The organism is Variovorax sp. 10N412, from assembly GCF_056394985.1.
In genome coordinates, this window is record NZ_JBFTIO010000001.1 from 497919 (window position 1) to 516322 (window position 18404).

The 18404-nt window shown below is 67.2% G+C and carries 18 protein-coding genes; 6 read left to right on the forward strand and 12 right to left on the reverse strand.

The annotated features are described in order from the left end of the window. Nucleotides 1-130: 130 nt before the first annotated feature. Complete coding sequence (locus tag AC1DJH_RS02590; RefSeq protein ID WP_472117499.1) at nt 131-1228, reverse strand: tartrate dehydrogenase; 1098 nt, start codon at nt 1226-1228, stop codon at nt 131-133. Further along, nucleotides 1225-2142: an alpha/beta fold hydrolase gene (locus tag AC1DJH_RS02595; RefSeq protein ID WP_478184610.1), complete on the reverse strand. Its 918-nt coding sequence runs from the start codon at nt 2140-2142 to the stop codon at nt 1225-1227. Before AC1DJH_RS02595 ends, AC1DJH_RS02590 begins: the two co-directional genes overlap by 4 nt. A gap of 71 nt (nt 2143-2213) precedes the next feature. On the opposite strand from AC1DJH_RS02595, the gene AC1DJH_RS02600 reads away from it, so the two are divergent. Next, complete coding sequence (locus AC1DJH_RS02600) at nt 2214-3173, forward strand: LysR substrate-binding domain-containing protein (protein ID WP_478184611.1); 960 nt, start codon at nt 2214-2216, stop codon at nt 3171-3173. A gap of 27 nt (nt 3174-3200) precedes the next feature. Here AC1DJH_RS02600 and AC1DJH_RS02605 read toward each other — a convergent pair whose 3' ends face one another. The 4 genes from AC1DJH_RS02605 to AC1DJH_RS02620 are packed head-to-tail and all read right to left on the reverse strand — an operon-like array spanning nt 3201 to nt 7622. Next, nucleotides 3201-4088, reverse strand: coding sequence for a DMT family transporter (locus AC1DJH_RS02605; protein WP_472117508.1), 888 nt, complete (start codon nt 4086-4088; stop codon nt 3201-3203). After that, nucleotides 4085-4651, reverse strand: coding sequence for a CDP-diacylglycerol--glycerol-3-phosphate 3-phosphatidyltransferase (gene pgsA / locus AC1DJH_RS02610; RefSeq protein ID WP_435483362.1), 567 nt, complete (start codon nt 4649-4651; stop codon nt 4085-4087). The genes AC1DJH_RS02605 and pgsA overlap by 4 nt, the downstream gene beginning before the upstream one ends. A gap of 57 nt (nt 4652-4708) precedes the next feature. Continuing rightward, a complete protein-coding gene (gene uvrC, locus AC1DJH_RS02615; RefSeq protein WP_478184612.1) occupies nt 4709-6670 on the reverse strand; it encodes an excinuclease ABC subunit UvrC in 1962 nt (653 codons plus the stop codon). Between the two features lie 49 nt (nt 6671-6719). Next, entirely contained in the window at nt 6720-7622 is a 903-nt protein-coding gene (locus AC1DJH_RS02620) for an alpha/beta fold hydrolase (RefSeq protein WP_478184613.1), read from the reverse strand. Nucleotides 7623-7731: 109 nt separating this feature from the next. On the opposite strand from AC1DJH_RS02620, the gene earP reads away from it, so the two are divergent. The 3 genes from earP to AC1DJH_RS02635 all read left to right on the forward strand — a co-directional run bounded on the left by earP (nt 7732) and on the right by AC1DJH_RS02635 (nt 10540). Then, nucleotides 7732-8823 (forward strand): elongation factor P maturation arginine rhamnosyltransferase EarP, encoded by a 1092-nt coding sequence (gene earP / locus AC1DJH_RS02625; RefSeq protein WP_478184614.1) that lies wholly within the window; start codon nt 7732-7734, stop codon nt 8821-8823. A gap of 170 nt (nt 8824-8993) precedes the next feature. After that, nucleotides 8994-9548, forward strand: a complete 555-nt coding sequence (gene efp, locus AC1DJH_RS02630; protein WP_028258883.1) for an elongation factor P — start codon at nt 8994-8996, stop codon at nt 9546-9548. A 128-nt stretch (nt 9549-9676) separates the two neighbouring features. Next, a complete protein-coding gene (locus AC1DJH_RS02635) occupies nt 9677-10540 on the forward strand; it encodes an LOG family protein (protein WP_435483358.1) in 864 nt (287 codons plus the stop codon). A 64-nt stretch (nt 10541-10604) separates the two neighbouring features. On the opposite strand, the gene AC1DJH_RS02640 is transcribed toward AC1DJH_RS02635, so the two are convergent. From AC1DJH_RS02640 to pncB, 5 genes are read right to left on the reverse strand one after another with little or no spacing between them, the layout of a single operon-like run. Next, a complete protein-coding gene (locus tag AC1DJH_RS02640; RefSeq protein ID WP_478184615.1) occupies nt 10605-11768 on the reverse strand; it encodes an MFS transporter in 1164 nt (387 codons plus the stop codon). Then, nucleotides 11765-13162 (reverse strand): DNA recombination protein RmuC, encoded by a 1398-nt coding sequence (locus AC1DJH_RS02645; protein ID WP_472117522.1) that lies wholly within the window; start codon nt 13160-13162, stop codon nt 11765-11767. The genes AC1DJH_RS02640 and AC1DJH_RS02645 overlap by 4 nt, the downstream gene beginning before the upstream one ends. 39 nt (nt 13163-13201) lie before the next feature. Further along, a complete protein-coding gene (locus AC1DJH_RS02650) occupies nt 13202-14188 on the reverse strand; it encodes a 2-hydroxyacid dehydrogenase (protein WP_472117525.1) in 987 nt (328 codons plus the stop codon). Nucleotides 14189-14214: 26 nt separating this feature from the next. Beyond that, nucleotides 14215-15624 (reverse strand): sodium:proton antiporter, encoded by a 1410-nt coding sequence (locus tag AC1DJH_RS02655; protein ID WP_478184616.1) that lies wholly within the window; start codon nt 15622-15624, stop codon nt 14215-14217. A 50-nt stretch (nt 15625-15674) separates the two neighbouring features. Further along, entirely contained in the window at nt 15675-16895 is a 1221-nt protein-coding gene (pncB, locus tag AC1DJH_RS02660; protein ID WP_472117530.1) for a nicotinate phosphoribosyltransferase, read from the reverse strand. Nucleotides 16896-17088: 193 nt separating this feature from the next. Here pncB and AC1DJH_RS02665 point away from each other — a divergent pair, with 193 nt between their 5' ends. Next, nucleotides 17089-17322, forward strand: coding sequence for a CsbD family protein (locus tag AC1DJH_RS02665; protein WP_435435583.1), 234 nt, complete (start codon nt 17089-17091; stop codon nt 17320-17322). A 66-nt stretch (nt 17323-17388) separates the two neighbouring features. After that, nucleotides 17389-17796, forward strand: coding sequence for a hypothetical protein (locus AC1DJH_RS02670; protein WP_478184617.1), 408 nt, complete (start codon nt 17389-17391; stop codon nt 17794-17796). A 63-nt stretch (nt 17797-17859) separates the two neighbouring features. Here the strand turns inward: AC1DJH_RS02670 and AC1DJH_RS02675 are convergent, their stop codons facing one another. Further along, complete coding sequence (locus tag AC1DJH_RS02675; protein WP_478184618.1) at nt 17860-18303, reverse strand: acyl-CoA thioesterase; 444 nt, start codon at nt 18301-18303, stop codon at nt 17860-17862. Nucleotides 18304-18404 lie beyond the last annotated feature (101 nt).

Sequence of the window (18404 nt, forward strand, 5' to 3'; positions counted from 1 at the left end):
CGCACTGCCATCGAGGATTACAACCACTGGTCTGCAGGGTGTCAATAAGACACGAGGCCATGCAGATCAGCGGAGCGCGCGATTCTAGGGGCGTTTCGTGAAGCGCTTTTTCGCAGCGGCTCGATGCGGTTCAGAGTGCCTCGGCAATCGCCTTGCCGAGGTCGCTGGTGCTGGCCGTCCCACCGATGTCCGGGGTGCGCGGTGCTCCGCTTTGGGGCGCGAGCACCCGCTCGATGGTCGAGAGAATGGCATCGTGCGCCTGCTTGTGGCCCAGGAACTCCAGCATCATCGCGCCGCACCAGATCTGCCCGATCGGGTTCGCGATGCCTTTGCCCGCGATGTCGGGCGCCGAGCCGTGCACCGGTTCGAACAGCGATGGCGTGGTGCGCTCCGGGTTCAGGTTGGCGCTGGGCGCGATGCCGATGGTGCCGGTGCACGCGGGGCCCAGGTCGGACAGGATGTCGCCGAACAGATTGCTCGCCACCACCACGTCGAAGAAGTCGGGCCGCTGCACGAAGTGCGCGGTGAGGATGTCGATGTGGAACTTGTCCAGCGTGATGCCCGGATAGTTCTTGGCCATCTCCACCACGCGCTCGTCCCAATAGGGCATGGTGATCGAGATGCCGTTCGACTTGGTGGCGCTCGTGAGGTGCTTCTTCGGCCGCGACTGCGCGAGCTCGAACGCGAACTTCAACACCCGGTCGACGCCCACGCGCGACATCACGGTTTCCTGCACCACGATCTCGCGCGGCGTGCCCTGGTACATGCGCCCGCCGATGCTCGAGTACTCGCCCTCGGTGTTCTCGCGCACGATGTACATGTCGATCTCGCCGGGCTCGCGCGGCGTGCCGTCGCGGCGCACCACGGGCGCGATGATGCCGGGCATCAGGCGCGCGGGACGCAGGTTGATGTACTGGTCGAATTCGCGGCGGAACATCAGCAGCGAGCCCCACAGCGACACGTGGTCCGCGATCTTCTCGGGCCAGCCGACCGCGCCGAAGAAGATGGCGTCGTGCCCGCCGATCTGGTCCTTCCAGTTGTCGGGCAGCATCTGTCCGTGCTTCTCGTAATAGTCCCAGCTCGAGAAGTCGAAGTGGTCGAACTTCAGGTCGATGCCGAATTTGCTGGCCGCCGCTTCGAGCACGCGCAGGCCCTCGGGCGTGGTTTCCTTGCCGATGCCGTCGCCGGCAATGACTGCAATTCTCTGAGTGCTCTTCTGGGTGCTCATGGTGTGGCTCCTGCGTGTGCTTGTGAGGAAGATGAAAAGAAGGCCAGAGCCTCGGCGAGCAGCTCGTCCGGCGCTTCTTCGGGAACGTAGTGGCCGCACGGCAAGGCACGGCCCGACACATCGGCCGCGCGCTCGCGCCACAGCGCAAGCACGTCGAAGGCCTTGCCCACCGCGCCATGCTCGCCCCACAGCACGCGCAGCGGCTGCGCCAGTTGCCGGCCGGCGGCGATGTCGGCGCGGTCGTGCACGAGATCGATGGTGGCGGAGGCGCGGTAGTCCTCGCAGATGGATTCGGCGGTGCCCGCGATGCTCGCGCAGCGCTCGTACTCGGCCAGCACCTCGGGCGCGAACGGCGCGAGCCCCGCATGGCGCCCGCCCATCACGCTGCGCACGTAGCGCACCGGGTCGGACGCGATCAACGCTTCGGGCAGCGGCGGCGGCTGGATCAAAAAGAACCAGTGCCAGTAGGCCTTGGCGAAGGCCTCTGACGTTTGCTCGTACATCGCGAGCGTCGGGGCGATGTCGAGCAGCAGCATGCGCTCCACAGCTTCGGCGTGGTCTGCCGCCAGCCGGTGCGCCACGCGTGCGCCGCGGTCGTGCGCCAGCACACCGAAGCGCTCGAAGCCGTGGTGCCGCATGGCGGCGAGCGCATCGAGCGCCATTTGCCGCTTGCTGTACGCCGCGTGTTCGGCGTCGGCCGCGGGGCGACCCGAGTCGCCGTAGCCGCGCAGGTCGACAGCGACCACGGTGAAGCGCTCGGCCAGCGCCGGCGCCACGCGGTGCCAGATCGCATGCGTCTGCGGATGACCGTGCAACAACAGCAGGGGGGCGCCACTGCCGCCGATGCGCCCATGGATGCGCACACCGTCGCGCTCGATGTCAAAGGTGGGAAAGGAAAGAAAGGAGGCTGTCACGGCGACGATTGTGCGTTGCACCTCCGCGATCATCAAGCAACAATCGGCCAATTCATACTTTCCATTCCGGCATGAATCCTCCTTCGATGGACCGCGGCGACCTGGCCCTCGTGGTCGCCATTCGCGACCAGGGCAGCCTCGCGGGCGCGGCCGCAACGCTCGACGTGGTGCCCTCCGTCGTCACCAAGCGGCTCGGCGCGCTGGAGGCACGGCTGGGCCAGCGGCTGTTCGATCGCACCACGCGCCGGCTCAGCGTCACGGCCGAGGGCGAGGCGGTCTGCCTGCATGCGCGAACGCTGCTCGACGGCTTTGCCGCGCTCGAAAGCGAGCTCGGCGAGCGCCAGAACGAATTGAGCGGCACCGTGCGCCTGGCCGCCACCTTCGGCTTCGGCCGGCGCTGGCTCGGGCCGGCGCTGGCCAACTTCCAGGCGCGCCACCCTGCCCTGCGGATCGACCTGGTGCTCACGGAGCAGTTGCCAGACCTCGGCGCCGAAAGCTACGACGGCGCGGTGTGGCTCTGGGCCGTGCAGCAGCGCCACACGGCCGACTGGGTCTCGCGGCGCATCGCGCGCAACCAGCGCGTGCTGGCCGCCTCACCCGGCTACCTGGAGCGCCGCGGCACGCCGGCCAGCGTCGAGGCGCTGGCTTCGCACGACTGCCTGGTCGCGCGCGAGAACGGCGACGCCGGCCCGCGCCAGCACGCGCTCTGGACCCTTCGCCATGCGCGCGACGGCAGCACGGCGCGGGTGCGCGTGCAGGGCCCGCTGGCCAGCAACTCGGGCGAGATGGTGCGCGACTGGTGCCTGGCAGGGCACGGGGTCATGCTGCGCAGCCTGTGGGACATTGCGCCGCAGCTCGCAACGGGCCAACTGGTGCGCGTGCTGCCGCACTACGCCATGCCGGAAGCGGACATCCATTGGGTCGCTCCTTGGCGCCCGAAGACACCGCGCCGCGTGCGCCTGCTGGTCGACCACCTCGTGGAACAGTTTCGCGGCGAGCCCTGGAAGCCAGCCAAGGCCGGCGCGCGCTGATCACACGCAGGCTATGACAGCAGGCGCTCAGCGGGCGCTGCGCACCACCAGGCTCACGCCCGCGGCGGTGAGCGCGATGCCCAGCACCGTGATCCACGTGATCGGCTCCGAGAACAGCAGCCAGGCCATCACCGCCGTGCAGGGCGGCACCAGGTACAGCAGGCTGGTCACGGCGGTGGCCGTGCCGCGCTGGATCAGCATGTAGAGCAGCGAGCTGCCGCCCAGCGACAGCGCCAGCACCGACCAGGCCATCGCGCCGCCCGAATAGGCGTTCCATTCGATGCCCTGCGACTCCATTGCCGCGAAAGGCAGCGTGACCAACAGCGCAGCCGCCATCTGCACCGCGCTGGCACTGCGCACGTCGCAGGGCGCGACGAAGCGCTTCTGGTAGAGCGTGCCCGCCGTGATGGAGACCAGCGCCATCACCGCCAACCCCATCGTCAGCGCATTGACCTCGGCGCCCTGCCCGAGCTTGCGCGACACCACCAGCACCAGCCCCGCGAAGCCCAGCGCGAGCCCGGCCCACTGCCTGCCTGCAATGCGCCCGCCGTTGAACGACATCCACACCGCCGTCAGCACCGGCTGGATGCCGACCAGCAATGCCACCAGCCCCGCGCCCATGCCGGCGTGCACCGCGGCCCAGACGCCGCCGAGGTAACCCGCCTGCATCAGCACGCCGGTTACCGCCAGGTGCGCCCATTGCGCGCGCGCCTTCGGCCACGCAACCCGGGCCAGCGCGACCCACAGCCCGAAGCACGCCAGCGACAACGCATAGCGCACGGCAAGAAACTTGAGGGGCGGCGCATACGGCATGCCGTAGCGCGCGACGATGAAGCCGGTGCTCCAGATCAGCACGAACACCGCCGGCATCGCACGCAGCCAGCCTGCGTGGCGCGCCTCGGCGGCGGAGCTCATTTGGTGCGGGCCCGAATCTCGGGAATGGCCTTCTGCAGGTAATAGACCATCGACCAGACGGTGAGCACCGCCGAGATCCAGATCAGCCACTGGCCCCACAGGCCGGTGTCGATCACCTTGAACAAATGCCCGTCATAGAGCAGGAACGGAATGGCCACCATCTGCACGGTCGTCTTGACCTTGCCGATCATGTGCACGGCCACGCTCTTGCCGGCGCCGATCTGCGCCATCCATTCGCGCAGCGCCGAGATGGCGATTTCGCGGCCGATGATGATCAACGCCACGAACACGTCGGCACGCTGCAGGTGCACCAGCACCAGCAGCGAGGCGCACACCAGGAACTTGTCCGCCACCGGATCGAGGAAGGCGCCGAAGGCCGAGGTCTGGTTGAGCTTGCGCGCCAGGTAGCCGTCGAGCCAGTCGGTGGCGGCGAAGACGATGAACATGACCGTGGCGATCAGGTTGCGCATCGGCTCGGCGATCGGCAGGTAGAACACGCCGACGATCAAAGGGATCGCGACGATGCGCGTCCAGGTCATGATGGTCGGTAGGGTCCAGAACATCTCTTGATTGTGTCACGGTGGCATTAACCCTCGACCGCAGGTCTCGCCCCGTCGCCGTCAGTGCAGCGCCTTGTAGATCTCTTCCGCCAGCTCGGAGGCGATTCCCTCCACCGACGCGATGTCTTCCACGCTCGCCGCCGCCACGCCCCGGATGCCACCGAAGCGCTGAAGCAGGCGCGCGCGCCGCTTGGGCCCGATGCCCGGAATGTCCTCGAGCTGGCTGCCGCCCACGCGCACCTTCGCGCGCTTGGCGCGCATGCCGGTGATGGCGAAGCGGTGCGCCTCGTCGCGGATCTGCGCCACCAGCATCAGCGCGGCGGAGTCCTTGCCCAGGTAGACCTTCTCGCGGCCGTCGGCGAACACCAGTTCTTCGAGACCGACCTTGCGGCCCTCGCCCTTCTCGACGCCGACGATCAGCGACAGCGGCAGGCCCAGCTCGCTGAACACCTCGCGCGCCATCGACACCTGGCCCTTGCCACCGTCGACCAGCACCAGGTCGGGCATGCGCAAGGTGCGGGCCTTCGGCGGCGCGTCGCTGACTTCGCTCTCGGCGTCGCCCGGCGGCAAGGCCTCGGTCTCGGCGGCCATCGCCTCGGCCAGCTTGCCGTAGCGGCGGTGCAGCACCTGTCGCATGGCCGCGTAGTCGTCGCCGGGCGTGATGCCCTCGATGTTGTAGCGGCGGTACTCGCGGTTCTGCATCGCATGGTGCTCGAACACCACGCAGGAGGCCTGCGTGGCCTCGCCCGCGGTGTGCGAGATGTCGAAGCACTCCACGCGCAGGTCGTCCAGGTCGTCAGACGCCAGCTCCAGCGCATCGGCCAGCGCGCGCGTGCGCGCCTGCTGCGAGCCCTCTTCGGCGAGCAGCCGGGCGAGTTGCAGCTTGGCGTTGGTCTCGGCCATCTCGAGCCAGTGCCGGCGCTGCTCGCGCGGCTGGAACACCGCCGTCACGCGCGCGCCGGCCTGCAGCGAAATGGCCTCGATCAGCTCGCGGCTCACCTGCTGGCTCAGCACCAGCGTGGCCGGCACCGGCACGTCGATGTAGTGCTGGGCGATGAAGGCCTCGAGCACCTGCACCTCGATCGGGTCGTCGGCGGCGGGCGTCTCGCCCTCGTCGTCGTCCAGCTCACCGTGATGGATCTGCGCCGCGTCTTCCACGTGCACCGGAAAGTACGGCCGGTCGCCCAGGTGCCGTCCGCCGCGCACCATGGCCAGGTTCACGCAGGCCTTGCCGCCCTGCACCTGCACGGCCAGGATGTCCACGTCCTTGTCGGATGCGATCTCGATCGACTGCTGGTGCAGCACGCGCGAGATGGCCGACATCTGGTTGCGCAGCTCGGCCGCCTGCTCGAACTCGAGCTTCTCGGCGTGCGTGGTCATGCGCTGTTCGAGCTTGGAGAGCACAAGCTGCGTGTCGCCCATCAGGAAGGCCTCGGCACTGGCCACGTCGTGCGCATAGTCGTCGGGCGCGATGTGACCCACGCAGGGTCCGCTGCAGCGCTTGATCTGGTAGAGCAGGCACGGCCGCGTGCGGTTGGCATACACCGTGTCCTCGCAGGTGCGCAGGCGGAACACCTTCTGCAGCAGCTGGATCGACTCCTTCACCGCCCAGGCGCTCGGGTACGGACCGAAGTAGCGGTGCTTCTTGTCGACCGCGCCGCGGTAGTAGGCCAGCCGCGGGAACGTGTGCGACGCGATCTTCAGGTAGGGGTAGCTCTTGTCGTCGCGAAACAGGATGTTGTAGCGCGGCTTGAGCGTCTTGATGAGGTTGTTCTCGAGCAGCAGCGCCTCGGCCTCGGAGCGCACCACGGTGGTCTCCATGCGCACGATCTTCGAGATCATGTGGCCGATGCGGGTGCCGCCGTGGCTTTTCTGGAAATAGTTGGCAACCCGCTTCTTGAGGTTGCGCGCCTTGCCCACATAAAGCACCGCGCCGCCCGCGTCGAAGTAGCGGTAGACGCCCGGCAGTTGCGGCAGGGCCGCGACTTCGCTGAGCAATTGATCGGAATGCACGTCTGACATGGCGGCTATTGTGGCGCGCGGCGCGAAGGCCTTGCGCCGCGCGGGACGGTCACGCCTTGACAGCGTCGACGGGGGCGCCCACGGCGCCGGTGACGCGGCCCATGAACGCCAGGATGCGCCGGCTCACGTCAACGCCCTCCTCGTGCAGCACCCAGTGCCCCGCACCCTCGATGCGCTGCAGCTCGCCCTGGTCGCACAGCGCGATGCTGGGCGCGGCCATCTCGATGCCGAGCGCCTCGTCCTGCACGCCCCACAGCAGCAGCGTGGGCATCGGAATGCGCGCGCCGGCATGGATGCGCGAACGGCTGCGCATCAGCGCGCGGTACCAGTCGAGCATGGCGGTCAGCGCACCGGGCCGGCGCCATGCTTCGCGGTACAGCGCCAGTTCGGCGTCGGAAAAGGCACCGGGCCGGCTGCTCTTCGTCAGCACCCGCGCCAGCCCGCGAAAGTCGTGGCGGCTCAACAGCCTTTCGGGCAGGCGCGGAATGCGGAAGAAATGCATGTACCAGCTACGCAGGCGCTGCCGCCCGGTCGACATGTGCCGCAGCATCACCGCCAGGTGCGGCGAATTCACGATGACCAGCCGCTCGATCAGTTCGGGGTTGCGCGCCGCCACGCGCCAGCTGACCGCGCCGCCCCAGTCGTGGCCGAGCAGCGTCACCGTGTCGCGGCCCGTGCGGCGGATCAACGCGCAGACGTCGTCGGCCAGCGTCTCGAGGTCGTAGGGGTCCACGCCCTGCGGCTTGTCGCTTTCGCCGTAGCCGCGCTGGTCGGGCACCCAGACGCGGTAGCCCGCCGCGGCCAGCGCGTCGATCTGGCCGGCCCAGCCGCGCCAGAACTCCGGAAAGCCGTGCAGCAGCAGGGCCACCGGGCCGTCGACCGGGCCGGCCTGCACCACATGAAAACGAAGCCCGTTCGCCTGGACGAAGGTGTGCTCGCAAGCGTCGCTCATCGTGCGGTCCTGAGCAGCGGGTTCTGCGTCTTCATGGTCTCTCTCTGCGATGGTCGTTGTGCCGGCCAGCATAGCTGGCACCTGCCGGAACACGGGCACACTCGCGGCCATGCAATCCAGGCGATGGGACATCTTCTGCAAGGTCATCGACAACCACGGCGACCTCGGCGTCTGCTGGCGGCTCGCCTGCCAGCTGGCCACGCTCGGCGAGCGCGTGCGCCTGTGGATCGACGACCCGGCGGCGCTGCGCTGGATGGCGCCCTCGGGCCACGACGGCGTGCAGGTGATCGACTGGTGCGACGCGGCGGCCGTGCACGCAGCCGTGTCGGCGCCGGCGCCCGACGTGCTGGTCGAGGGCTTCGGCTGCGAGCCGGCGCCGGAGCTGGTTGCACGCTTCGCCGAAGCGCCGGGCCAGGCCTGGATCAACCTCGAATACCTGTCGGCCGAGCCGTACGTCGAGCGGCTGCACGGGCTGCCCTCGCCAGTCTTCAAGGGCCCGGGCGCGGGGTTGAGCAAGCGCTTCTTCTATCCGGGCTTCACGCCCGCCACCGGCGGCCTGCTGCGCGAACCCGACCTGATGGAACGGCGAGCGCGCTTCGACCGCGCGCAGTGGCTGGCCACCCAGCAGATCGCGTGGACGGGCGCCGAACGGCTGGTCTCGCTGTTCTGCTACGAGCCGCCCGCGCTGGCCGCGCTGCTGGAGCAGTTGGCGCAAGGCACCGAACCCACCCGCCTGCTCGTGACGGCGGGTCGCGCCACGCAGGCGGTGCGGGCCGTTTTTTCAGATGAAAACCCAGCAGTACGCGCATCCACCTTGCATGGTGCGCTATCAATTTCATACCTCTCGTACCTGACCCAGGCCGATTACGACCACCTTCTGTGGGCTTGCGACCTGAACTTCGTGCGCGGGGAAGATTCGTGGGTGCGCGCGCTCTGGGCGGGCGCGCCGTTCGTCTGGCAGATCTATCCGCAGGACGACGACGCGCACCACGCCAAGCTGAACGCGTGGCTCGACTGGCTGGGCGCCCCGCCCTCGCTGCGGCTTTTTCACCACGCGTGGAACGGCGTCGACAACACCGCGCCGCCCGCGCTGCAAACACAGGGCCCGTGGCACGAAACGGTGCTGGCGGCCCGCACGCGGCTGCTCGCGCAGAGCGACCTGGTCACGCAACTGCGGGAATTGATCGGCCAAAAAAGCTAAAATAGCGGGCTTTGCGGATTTCGGCCCGGATCTCGACGATCCGAGATGCTCTCCGCGAAACCTGCTCAACCCGCCGTTAGACCTGTACCGCGGGGCCAGACAAACCGGCAAATGTCGAAACGTCGCCGATGGCCCCGTGCACCGAGCGGCCAACATCCAGAGACCCTGTTATGAAAATCGCTCAAGAAATCCGCGCCGGCAACGTCATCATGCACGGCAAGGACCCGATGGTCGTCCTGAAGACCGAATACAGCCGCGGCGGCCGCAACTCCGCCACCGTGCGCATGAAGCTCAAGAGCCTGATCGCCAACTTCAACACCGAAGTGGTCTTCAAGGCCGACGACAAGATCGACCAGATCGTGCTCGACAAGAAGGAGTGCACCTACTCCTACTTCGCCGACCCGATGTACGTGTGCATGGACACCGAGTACAACCAGTACGAAGTCGAAGCCGAGAACATGGGCGACGCCCTGAACTACCTCGAAGACGGCATGGCTGTCGAAGTGGTGTTCTACGACGGCAAGGCCATCTCGGTCGAACTGCCGACCAGCGTCGAACGCGAAATCACCTGGACCGAGCCGGCCGTCAAGGGCGACACCTCGGGCAAGGTCATGAAGCCCGCCAAGATCGCCACCGGCTTCGAAGTGCCCGTTCCCCTCTTCGTCGCGCAAGGCGACAAGATCGAAATCGACACGCGCACTGGCGAATACCGCAAGCGCGTCTGAGGCCCTGAGGCTGCGGCCTCACCACTGCACCTCCCCCCGAAGAGGCTCCGCAAGGAGCCTTTTTTGTCGTCTGGGCACGCGGTTTGCAACGCTGCACAATCACTCGTGTACATCTGTCTGGTTTCTTCATGAACAACACGCACAACCTTCACGACAAACGCCTGGCCGACGCCTGGGCCACGCTGCACTCCCATGCCGACAAGGGCCTGCCGCTGGACCCCGATCCGTCGCGCATCGCCTTCGCCGACCCGGAGTTCCTGCTGCGCCGCGAAACGCGCGGCATCCGCATGCAGCTGGAGCTGATGAAACCCGACCTCGAGCAGCGCGCCCATGGCATCGAGAACACCGTGGTGGTGTTCGGCAGCGCGCGCTTCCGCAGCGAAGAAGACTCGGCCGCCATGATCGCGCAGGCCGATGCCGCCGGCGACACCGTGGCGTCCGAGCGCTGGCGCCGGCTGGCGCGCAACTCGCACTACTACGAGAAGGCGCGCGCCTTCGGCAAGCTGGTCGCGCAGTACAGCAACGACAAGGAGCCGCAGGACAAGCTCTTCGTGTGCACCGGCGGCGGCCCCGGCATCATGCAGGCCGCCAACCGCGGCGCGCATGAAGGCGGCGGCCTCTCGGTCGGCCTGGCCATCGCGCTGCCGATGGAAGAAGAAGCCAACCCCTACGTCACGCCGGCGCTGAGCTTCAAGTTCCACTACTTCGCCATCCGCAAGATGCATTTCATGATGCGTGCGAAGGCGCTGGTGGCGTTCCCGGGCGGCTTCGGAACGCTCGACGAACTGTTCGAGGTGATCACGCTGGTGCAGACGAAGAAGTCGAAGCCGGTGCCGATCGTGCTGTTCGGCTCGGACTACTGGAAGCGCATGATCGACTTCGACTTCCTGGTCGACGAAGGCGTGATCTCCCCCGGCGACGTGAAGCTCTTCGAATACGTGGACGCGCCCGAAGACGCATGGACCGCCATCAAGCGCTTCTACAAGCTCTGAAACAGGGCTGAGTTCCGTCGGCGCCGACGTCCTCGGCCGGGCGCGGCGCCAGCCCGGGGCCCTGTCAGACCTTCAGGCCCCATGTGGCGCGCGCGCCGAGTGCCACCACGCCGCCCACCACCCAGAACACGCCGCCGATGCCGATCACCGCGCCGAGCGAGCCGAACAGCATCGGCATCGCGACGCTCGATGCATTGATGGTCATGAGCCGCAAGCCCAGCGCCTCGCCGTGGCGCGCGTGCGGCGTGATCTGGTGCAGCATGCTCATCACCATCGGCTGCACCGCGCCCAGCGCAAAGCCCAGCACCACCGAACAGACGCCCATGGCCAGGGCCGAATCGAGCAGCGGGTAGATCGAGAACACCAGCGCCGTGACCATCGACGAACTCAGGATCACGCTGCGTTCCGATGCGCGCGAGGCGATCACCGGCAGCACGATGCGAATGAGGGCAGCCGCAATGGCAAAGGCGCCGAGGATCGAGCCGATCACCGAGGCGCTGATGCCCCGGTCGTGCCCCAGCACCGGCAGCACGAAGGCATGCACGTCCCAGCTCGACGACTGCAGCCAGTTCACGAACAGCAGGCGTCGGAACATCGGCTCGCGCAGGAGGTCCCAGGCGCGCGTGGGCGCGGCGCCCGCCACCGGGGGGGTGGGCGGCGGTTCGTGCGCACCGCGTGCGAGCAACCAGCACAGGATGGGCAACGCCGCCATCACCGCGAACGAGATGCGAAAGGCGAGCATGTCCGCGGGGGCACGCCCCGCATGGTCGATCAGCATGCCGGCCAGGAACGGCCCGACGAAGTTGGCCACCGCGGGCGCGATGGCCAGCCAGCTGAACACGCGCTTGAGCTGCGTCGGGTCGTGCGCCGAGCGCCCCACATGCCGCTGCAACGCAATGACCGTTGCGCCTGTCGCCCCACCGGTCAGCAAGGCCGCCAGGCACATCACCGGGAAGATGGGAAAGATCACCACGAGCCCCGCGCCCGTCACCGCCGCAATTACCGACAGCCACAGCGGCCGCTTGAAGCCATGCCGATCGGCAAAGCGCCCGGCGGGCAGTGCCAGGAACACCTGGGTCAGCGCGAACAGCGAGATCAGCACGCCGACCGCCGCCGCGCTGTAGCCCTGCTGCAGGGCCAGCAGCGGCGTGGCCAGGCGCATGCCGGCCATGGTCGCGTGCAGGCATACCTGGGCGCCGATCACACGCAGCAGTTCGGAGCCTTTCACGGGGTGTCTTCGCCCTCGGTATCGGTGTCGGTGTCGGTGTCTGTGCCGGACGTGGTCGGCAGCAGCGCCTGCGACTGCGCCTCTGGCAGGGCCTCGACCTTGCGCAGCGCCAGGCGCATCTGCTTGGCGCGCGTGTCGGCCTTGTCGAGCGTGTCGGAGGCCTTGGCCACCTGTTCCTTGATGCGCGCGACCCATTCGCCGTAGCGCTCGAACTCGGTCTTGACCGCACCCAGCACCTTCCAGACCTCGGAGGCCTGCCGCTCCAGCGCCAGCGTGCGAAAGCCCATGTGCAGGCTGTTGAGCATGGCCAGCAAGGTGGTCGGGCCGGCCAGCGTCACGCGATGCTGGCGCTGGATGGCGTCCATCAGTCCCGGCCGGCGCAGCACCTCGGCATAGAGGCTTTCGACCGGCAGGAACAGGATGGCGAAGTCCGTGGTGTGCGGCGCGGCCAGGTAGTTGTCGGCGATCGACCTGGCCTCGGTGCGGATGCGCGCCTCGAGCGCCTTGGCGGCCTGCTCGGCGCCGGCGGCGTCGGCGCGTTCATGCGCATCGATGAGCCGTTCGTAGTCGTCCCGCGGAAACTTGGCGTCGATGGGCAGCCAGACAGGCGCGCCGTCGTCGCCACGGCCTGGAAAACGGATCGCAAAGTCCACCCGCTGCCCGCTGCGCGGCTTGGTCTCGACCTGCTTGGCGTACTGGTCGGGCGTGAGCACCTGTTCGAGCAAGGCTTCGAGCTGCACTTCGCCGAACACGCCGCGCGTCTTCACGTTGGTCAGCACGCGCTGCAGGTTGCCGACGCCCACGGCCAGCGTCTGCATTTCGCCGAGCCCCTTGTGCACCTGCTCCAGCCGGTCGGCCACCTGCTTGAAGCTTTCGCCGAGCCGCGCTTCGAGCGTGCTCTGCAGCTTCTCGTCGACGGTCTTGCGCATCTCGTCGAGCTTGGCGGCGTTGCTCTGCTGCAGCTGCGCGAGCTGGGTCTCCATGGTCGAACGCACTTCGGACAGGCGGCGCGCATTCGAGTCACTCAGGCCTTGGAGCTGCGTGTTGAGCGTGTCGGCCAGCGTCTTCTGCAGCGACGCGAGCTGCAGCGAGAACGCGTCGAGCTGCGCGTTCTGCGTGCGCGTGGCTTCGGCGCCCTGCTGCACCAGCGAGCGCTGGAAGGTGGCGAAGGCCTGCGCGGTTTCCTGGCGCGCGCCGCGCGAACTCTCGGCGATTTCGTGGCGCAGTTCGCGTTCGGTGCGTTCGCTGGCGGCGCCCATTGTGGCCAGCACGCGCAGCAGGTCGCCGTGGTCGGGCGCGGGCTGCCGGCGTGCGAGCAGCCAGATCACCAGCACCAGCTGGACGACCGCGAGTGCAGCCAGTCCGATGAGGATCAGGTCGGAATAGGAATCCAAGGTCGTGGTGCGGTGCCGCTGCTTGCTGTGGTGCCGTGTTTACTTGCTTGCCGGCGGAACGGGCGTCACGGGGGTCAGGGGACCCTTGCCGCCGAAGTACGCGATGAGGTTGTCCGCCGCCAGGTCGGCCATGGCGCGGCGCGTGGGCACGGTGGCGCTCGCGATATGCGGCGTGAGCACCACGTTGGGCACGCTCAGCAGGTCGGGATGCACCTTGGGCTCGCCCTCGAACACGTCCAGCCCCGCGGCGGCGATGCGCTTCTCGCGCAGGGCCACGGCCAGCGCAGCGTCGTCGACGATGCCGCCGCGCGCAATGTTGACGAGCGTGGCGCTGGTCTTCATCAGCGCAAGCTCGGCCGCACCGATGGTGTGGTGCGACGCCGCCGAGTACGGCACCACCAGCACCACGTGGTCGGCCGTCTGGAGCAGCTCCTGCTTGCTCACGTAGCTGGCCTTGCATTCGGCCTCGAGCGAGGCGTCGAGCCGCGACCGGTTGTGATAGATCACCTTCATGCCGAAGCCGTGCGCGCCGCGCTTCGCGATGCCCTGCCCGATGCGCCCCATGCCGATGATGCCGAGCGTGGAGCCGTGGATGTCGGAGCCGGCGAACATGTCGTAGCTCCACTTCTGCCACTTGCCCGCGCGCAGGAAGTGTTCGCTCTCGGTGATGCGGCGCGCGGTGGCCATCAGCAGCGCGAAGCCGAAGTCGGCCGTGGTCTCGGTGAGCACGTCGGGCGCGTTGGTGCCGAGCACGCCGCGCGCGGCCATGGCATCGACGTCGAAGTTGTTGTAGCCCACGGCCATGTTGGCGCACATCTTCAGGTCGGGGCAGGCGTCGAGCACCGCGGCGTCGATGCGCTCGCTGCCGGTGGTGAAGGCGCCCTGCTTGCCTTGCAGCCTTGCAATCAGTTGCTCCTTGCTCCAGCCTTCGTCGGCCTGGTTCGACTCGACCTCGAAATGCTGCGACAGGCGCTCGAGGGTCTCGGGGAAGATCGCGCGTGCGACCAGGATCTTGGGCTTGCTCATGGTGTTGTCTCTGCTCGGAAAGTGGGTCAGCGGAAGAAGAGGAAGGTGGCAACGACGAACAGCGGAACCAGGATGGACCCCGACCACGCCATGTAGCCGAAGAAGCTCGGCATGCGCACGCCGCGGCTCTCGGCGATGGCCTTGACCATGAGGTTGGGCGCGTTGCCGATGTAGGTGTTGGCGCCCATGAACACCGCGCCGGCCGAGATGGCGGCCAGCGTGCTGGCGTAGGTGGTCATGAGGGCGGACGGGTCGCCGCCTGCCGTGTTGAAGAACACCAGGTAGGTCGGCGCGTTGTCCAGGAACGAGCTCAACAGGCCGGTGGCCCAGAAGTACATCGCCGGGTCGGGCTGGCCGTCGGCGCGCGTCACGGCCGAGACGATGGCGCCGAACGGGCCTTGCGTGCCGGCCTTGAGCATCGCGATCACCGGGACGATGGTCAGGAAGATGCCGGCGAACAGCTTGGCCACCTCGGCCATGGGGCTCCACTCGAACTGGTTGTCGGCATGCACCTTGGCCGCGGTGATCTTGAGCGAAAGCAGCGTGATCGCGATGAGGCCCACGTCGCGCACCAGGCCCGGCAGGCCGACCTGTGTGCCCAAGACGTCGAAGCTCACCGCCGACTTCCAGAAACCGCTGATGAGCACGAACGCCACCACGCCGCCCAGCAGCCAGAAATTGACGGCACCATCGAAGCCGATGCGCCGCGTGTCGGGCGTCGGATCCACCGGCAGCACGCCTTCCTTGCGGTAGTAGTAACGGTCGATGCCGTAGAACAGCGCGAGCAGCGCCCCCACGACGAACAGCGTCTCGGGCAGGATGTTCTTCGCGGTCCAGAAGAAATCGACGCCCTTCAGGAAGCCCAGGAACAACGGCGGATCGCCCAGCGGCGTGAGCGAGCCCCCCACGTTGGAGACGATGAAGATGAAGAAAACGACCACGTGCACCCGATGCAGGCGGTTGTCGTTGGCACGAATGAGCGGGCGGATCAGCAGCATCGACGCCCCCGTGGTTCCCATGACGCTCGCGAGCACGGCGCCTATGGCCAGGATGCCGGTATTAAGCCCGGGCGCGCCGTGCAGGTTGCCGCGGATGTGAATGCCCCCCGCCACGGTGAACAGCGCCGTGAGCAGAATGATGAAGGGGATGTATTCCTCCACCAGGGCATGCACGAGCTGCTCGCCGGCCAGCGCAACCCCGTAGGTCGCCGCAAACGGCAGCAGGAAAGCCAGCGCCCAGGCGGCGGCGATCTTGCCGTAGTGGTGATGCCAGAACGTGGGCGCAAGAAGCGGAAACAGTGCGATCGACAGCAGGATGCCGGCAAACGGCGCGCCCCACAGCGGCGAGAGCCTGCCGCCGTCGAAATCAGCGGCCGAAGCCAGGACGGGAAGCAGCGCCAGCGCGGCGGCCGCACTCAGTCGAATCGTTTTTTGCATGGGGGGCTGTACCGTACCAGACCGGGGCGCGGTGCGGGGCAGTACAGCCGTCAGCTGGCAGGTTGTTCGATCTCGAAGACCTGGCGCAGGTAGGCGAGGTATTTTTCGTCTTCGCACATGTTCTTGGACGGCGTGTCCGACAGCTTGGCCACCGGCTGGTCGTTGCAGTGGATCATCTTGATGACGATCTGCAGCGGCTCGTAGCCCAGGTCGTTGGTGAGGTTGGTGCCGATGCCGAAGGCCAGCTGGCAACGACCGCGGAACTGCTGGTAGAGCTCGATGGTGCGCGGCACCGTGAGGCCGTCGCTGAAGATCAGCGTCTTGGTGCGCGGGTCGACCCGGTTGGCGATGTAGTGCGCGAGCATGCGCTCGCCCCACTGGAACGGGTCGCCGCTGTCGTGGCGCGCGCCGTCGAAGAGCTTGCAGAAGTACAGGTCGAAGTCGCGCAGGAAGGCGTTCATGCCGTACACGTCCGACAGCGCAATGCCCAGGTCGCCGCGGTACTCGCGCGCCCAGCTCTCGAAGCCGAAGATCTGGCTGTCGCGCAGCCGCGGGCCGAGCGCCTGGCAGGCCTGCAGGTACTCGTGCGCCATGGTGCCCAGCGGAATCAGGCCCAGCTTCATGGCGTACAGCACGTTGCTGGTGCCCGCAAGCTGCGGCAGCCGTGCGCCCGGCGCGGACTGCACCGCGGGCGAGGTCACGGCGCCAAGCCGGCCGGTCAGGGTTCGCAGCACCTCTTCGTGCCAGTCCTTGGAGAAGCGGCGGCGCGTGCCGTAGTCGGCGATCTTCAGGTCGGTGAGACCTTCGTCCTGCAGCTGCGAGATCTTGGTCTCGAGGCGGCGGCGGCCTTCTTCGAGGTCGGGCTTCTTCTGCGTATTGCGAAAGTACACCTCGTTGACGATGGCCAGCACCGGAATCTCGAACAGGATGGTGTGAAGCCACGGGCCCTTGATGCGGATCTCGAGTTCGCCCGAGGGCTGGGGAATGATGTTGATGTACTTCTCGTTGAGCCTGAACAGGCCGAGGAAGTCGACGAAGTCGCTCTTGATGAAGCGCATGGAGCGCAGGTAGGCAAGCTCGGCGTCGCGGAACTGCAGCGAACACAGGCTGCGGACCTCGTCGCGAATCTGGCCGGCGAACTGCGCCAGGTTCACGCCGGGGTTGCGGCACTTGAAGCGGTACTCGACGCGGGCCCCCGGGAAGTGATGCAGGACCACCTGCATCATCGTGAACTTGTAGAGGTCGGTGTCGAGCAGGCTGTGAATGATCATGGTGCTGGGCGCTGTGCGCAGGCGATGCGGAGTCTCAAACTTTCGGCGGCCGCTGGATTATCACGGGGCGCGTCGGCCTCTGCCTACGGGGGCTGACCTGCACGTCCTACCGGCAGGGTGAATCCACTTGGCGACAGTGATTTCACGGCGGCAAAAGCACAGCGCCGGAATCCACTGAACCAAGGAGATTCTCATGAACAAGGACACCATCGAAGGCAACTGGAAGCAACTCAAGGGCAAGGTCAAGGAGCAATGGGGCAAGTTGACGGACGACGACTTCGACGTCATTGCGGGCAAGCGCGATCAGTTGCTCGGCCGCATCCAGGAACGCCACGGCATCAGCCGCGAGGAAGCTGAAACGCAGGTCAAGGCATGGGAATCGCGCGATGGCCGCACGCCCGATGCGCTGTGGTTCGAGCGCTATTGAGCGCACCGCCACCGCCTCCCCGCCTGACCCACTGAATTCAATCCAATTCCCGAAGGACCCACTCTCATGAAAAAACATCTCCTCGTGATGGCCCTTGCCTCCACCTGCTTCATGGCCACGCAAGCCAGCGCCATGACCAAGGACGAATACAAGGTCGCCAAGGAAAAGGTCGAGGCCGACTACAAGGTCGCCAAGGCCCAGTGCGACACGATGAAGGACAACGCCAAGGATGTCTGCCAGAAGGAAGCCAAGGGCAAGGAAGACGTCGCCAAGGCCGAGCTCGAGCAGCAATACCAGCCGAGCGACAGCCACGCCCGGAAGGTGGCCGAAGAGAAGGTGAAGGCCACCTACGAAGTCGCGAAGGAAAAGTGCGACGACCAGAAGGGCGACGCCAAGTCGGCTTGCCAGAAGCAGGCCAAGGCCGACGAAGCCCAGGGCAAGGCCGACATCAAGGCCATGAAGAAGACCATGTAAGGGTCTGAAGCCTCGGAAAAGAACAACGGCGCCCTCGGGCGCCGTTTGTCATGGGGGCGTCGATCAGACCCGAAGCGAGTCGACCACCTGCTGCAACGCGTCGGGCAGCGGCACGGGGCGCTGCGTGGCGCGGTCCACGTACACATGGATGAAATGGCCCTGGGCTGCGGCCGCGTCGGAGCCTTCGGCGAACAGCGCGATTTCGTAGCGCACGCTCGAACGGCCGGCCTGCGCCACGCGAATGCCCGCTTCCACGGTCTGCGGGAAAGCGATCGGGGCGAAGTAGTTGCACTGGGTCTCCACCACGAAGCCGATGGTCTGGCCCTGGTGGATGTCGAGCGCGCCGCGTTCGATGAGCAACCCGTTCACCGCGGTGTCGAACCAGCTGTAGTACACGACGTTGTTGACGTGGCCGTACATGTCGTTGTCGGCCCAGCGCGTGGGGATGCTGCGAAAGGCGCGGTAGCTGCTGCGCGCGTGGGGAATAGGTTTGGTGGGGGCGCTCATCGCGCGGCATTCTGCCAGCGGCCGCGGCGCTCGATGGCCGCATTGAAGACAGTCGGACACGCCCATGCACAGCCCGTTTTTGGCAACGCGGCCAAATTTAG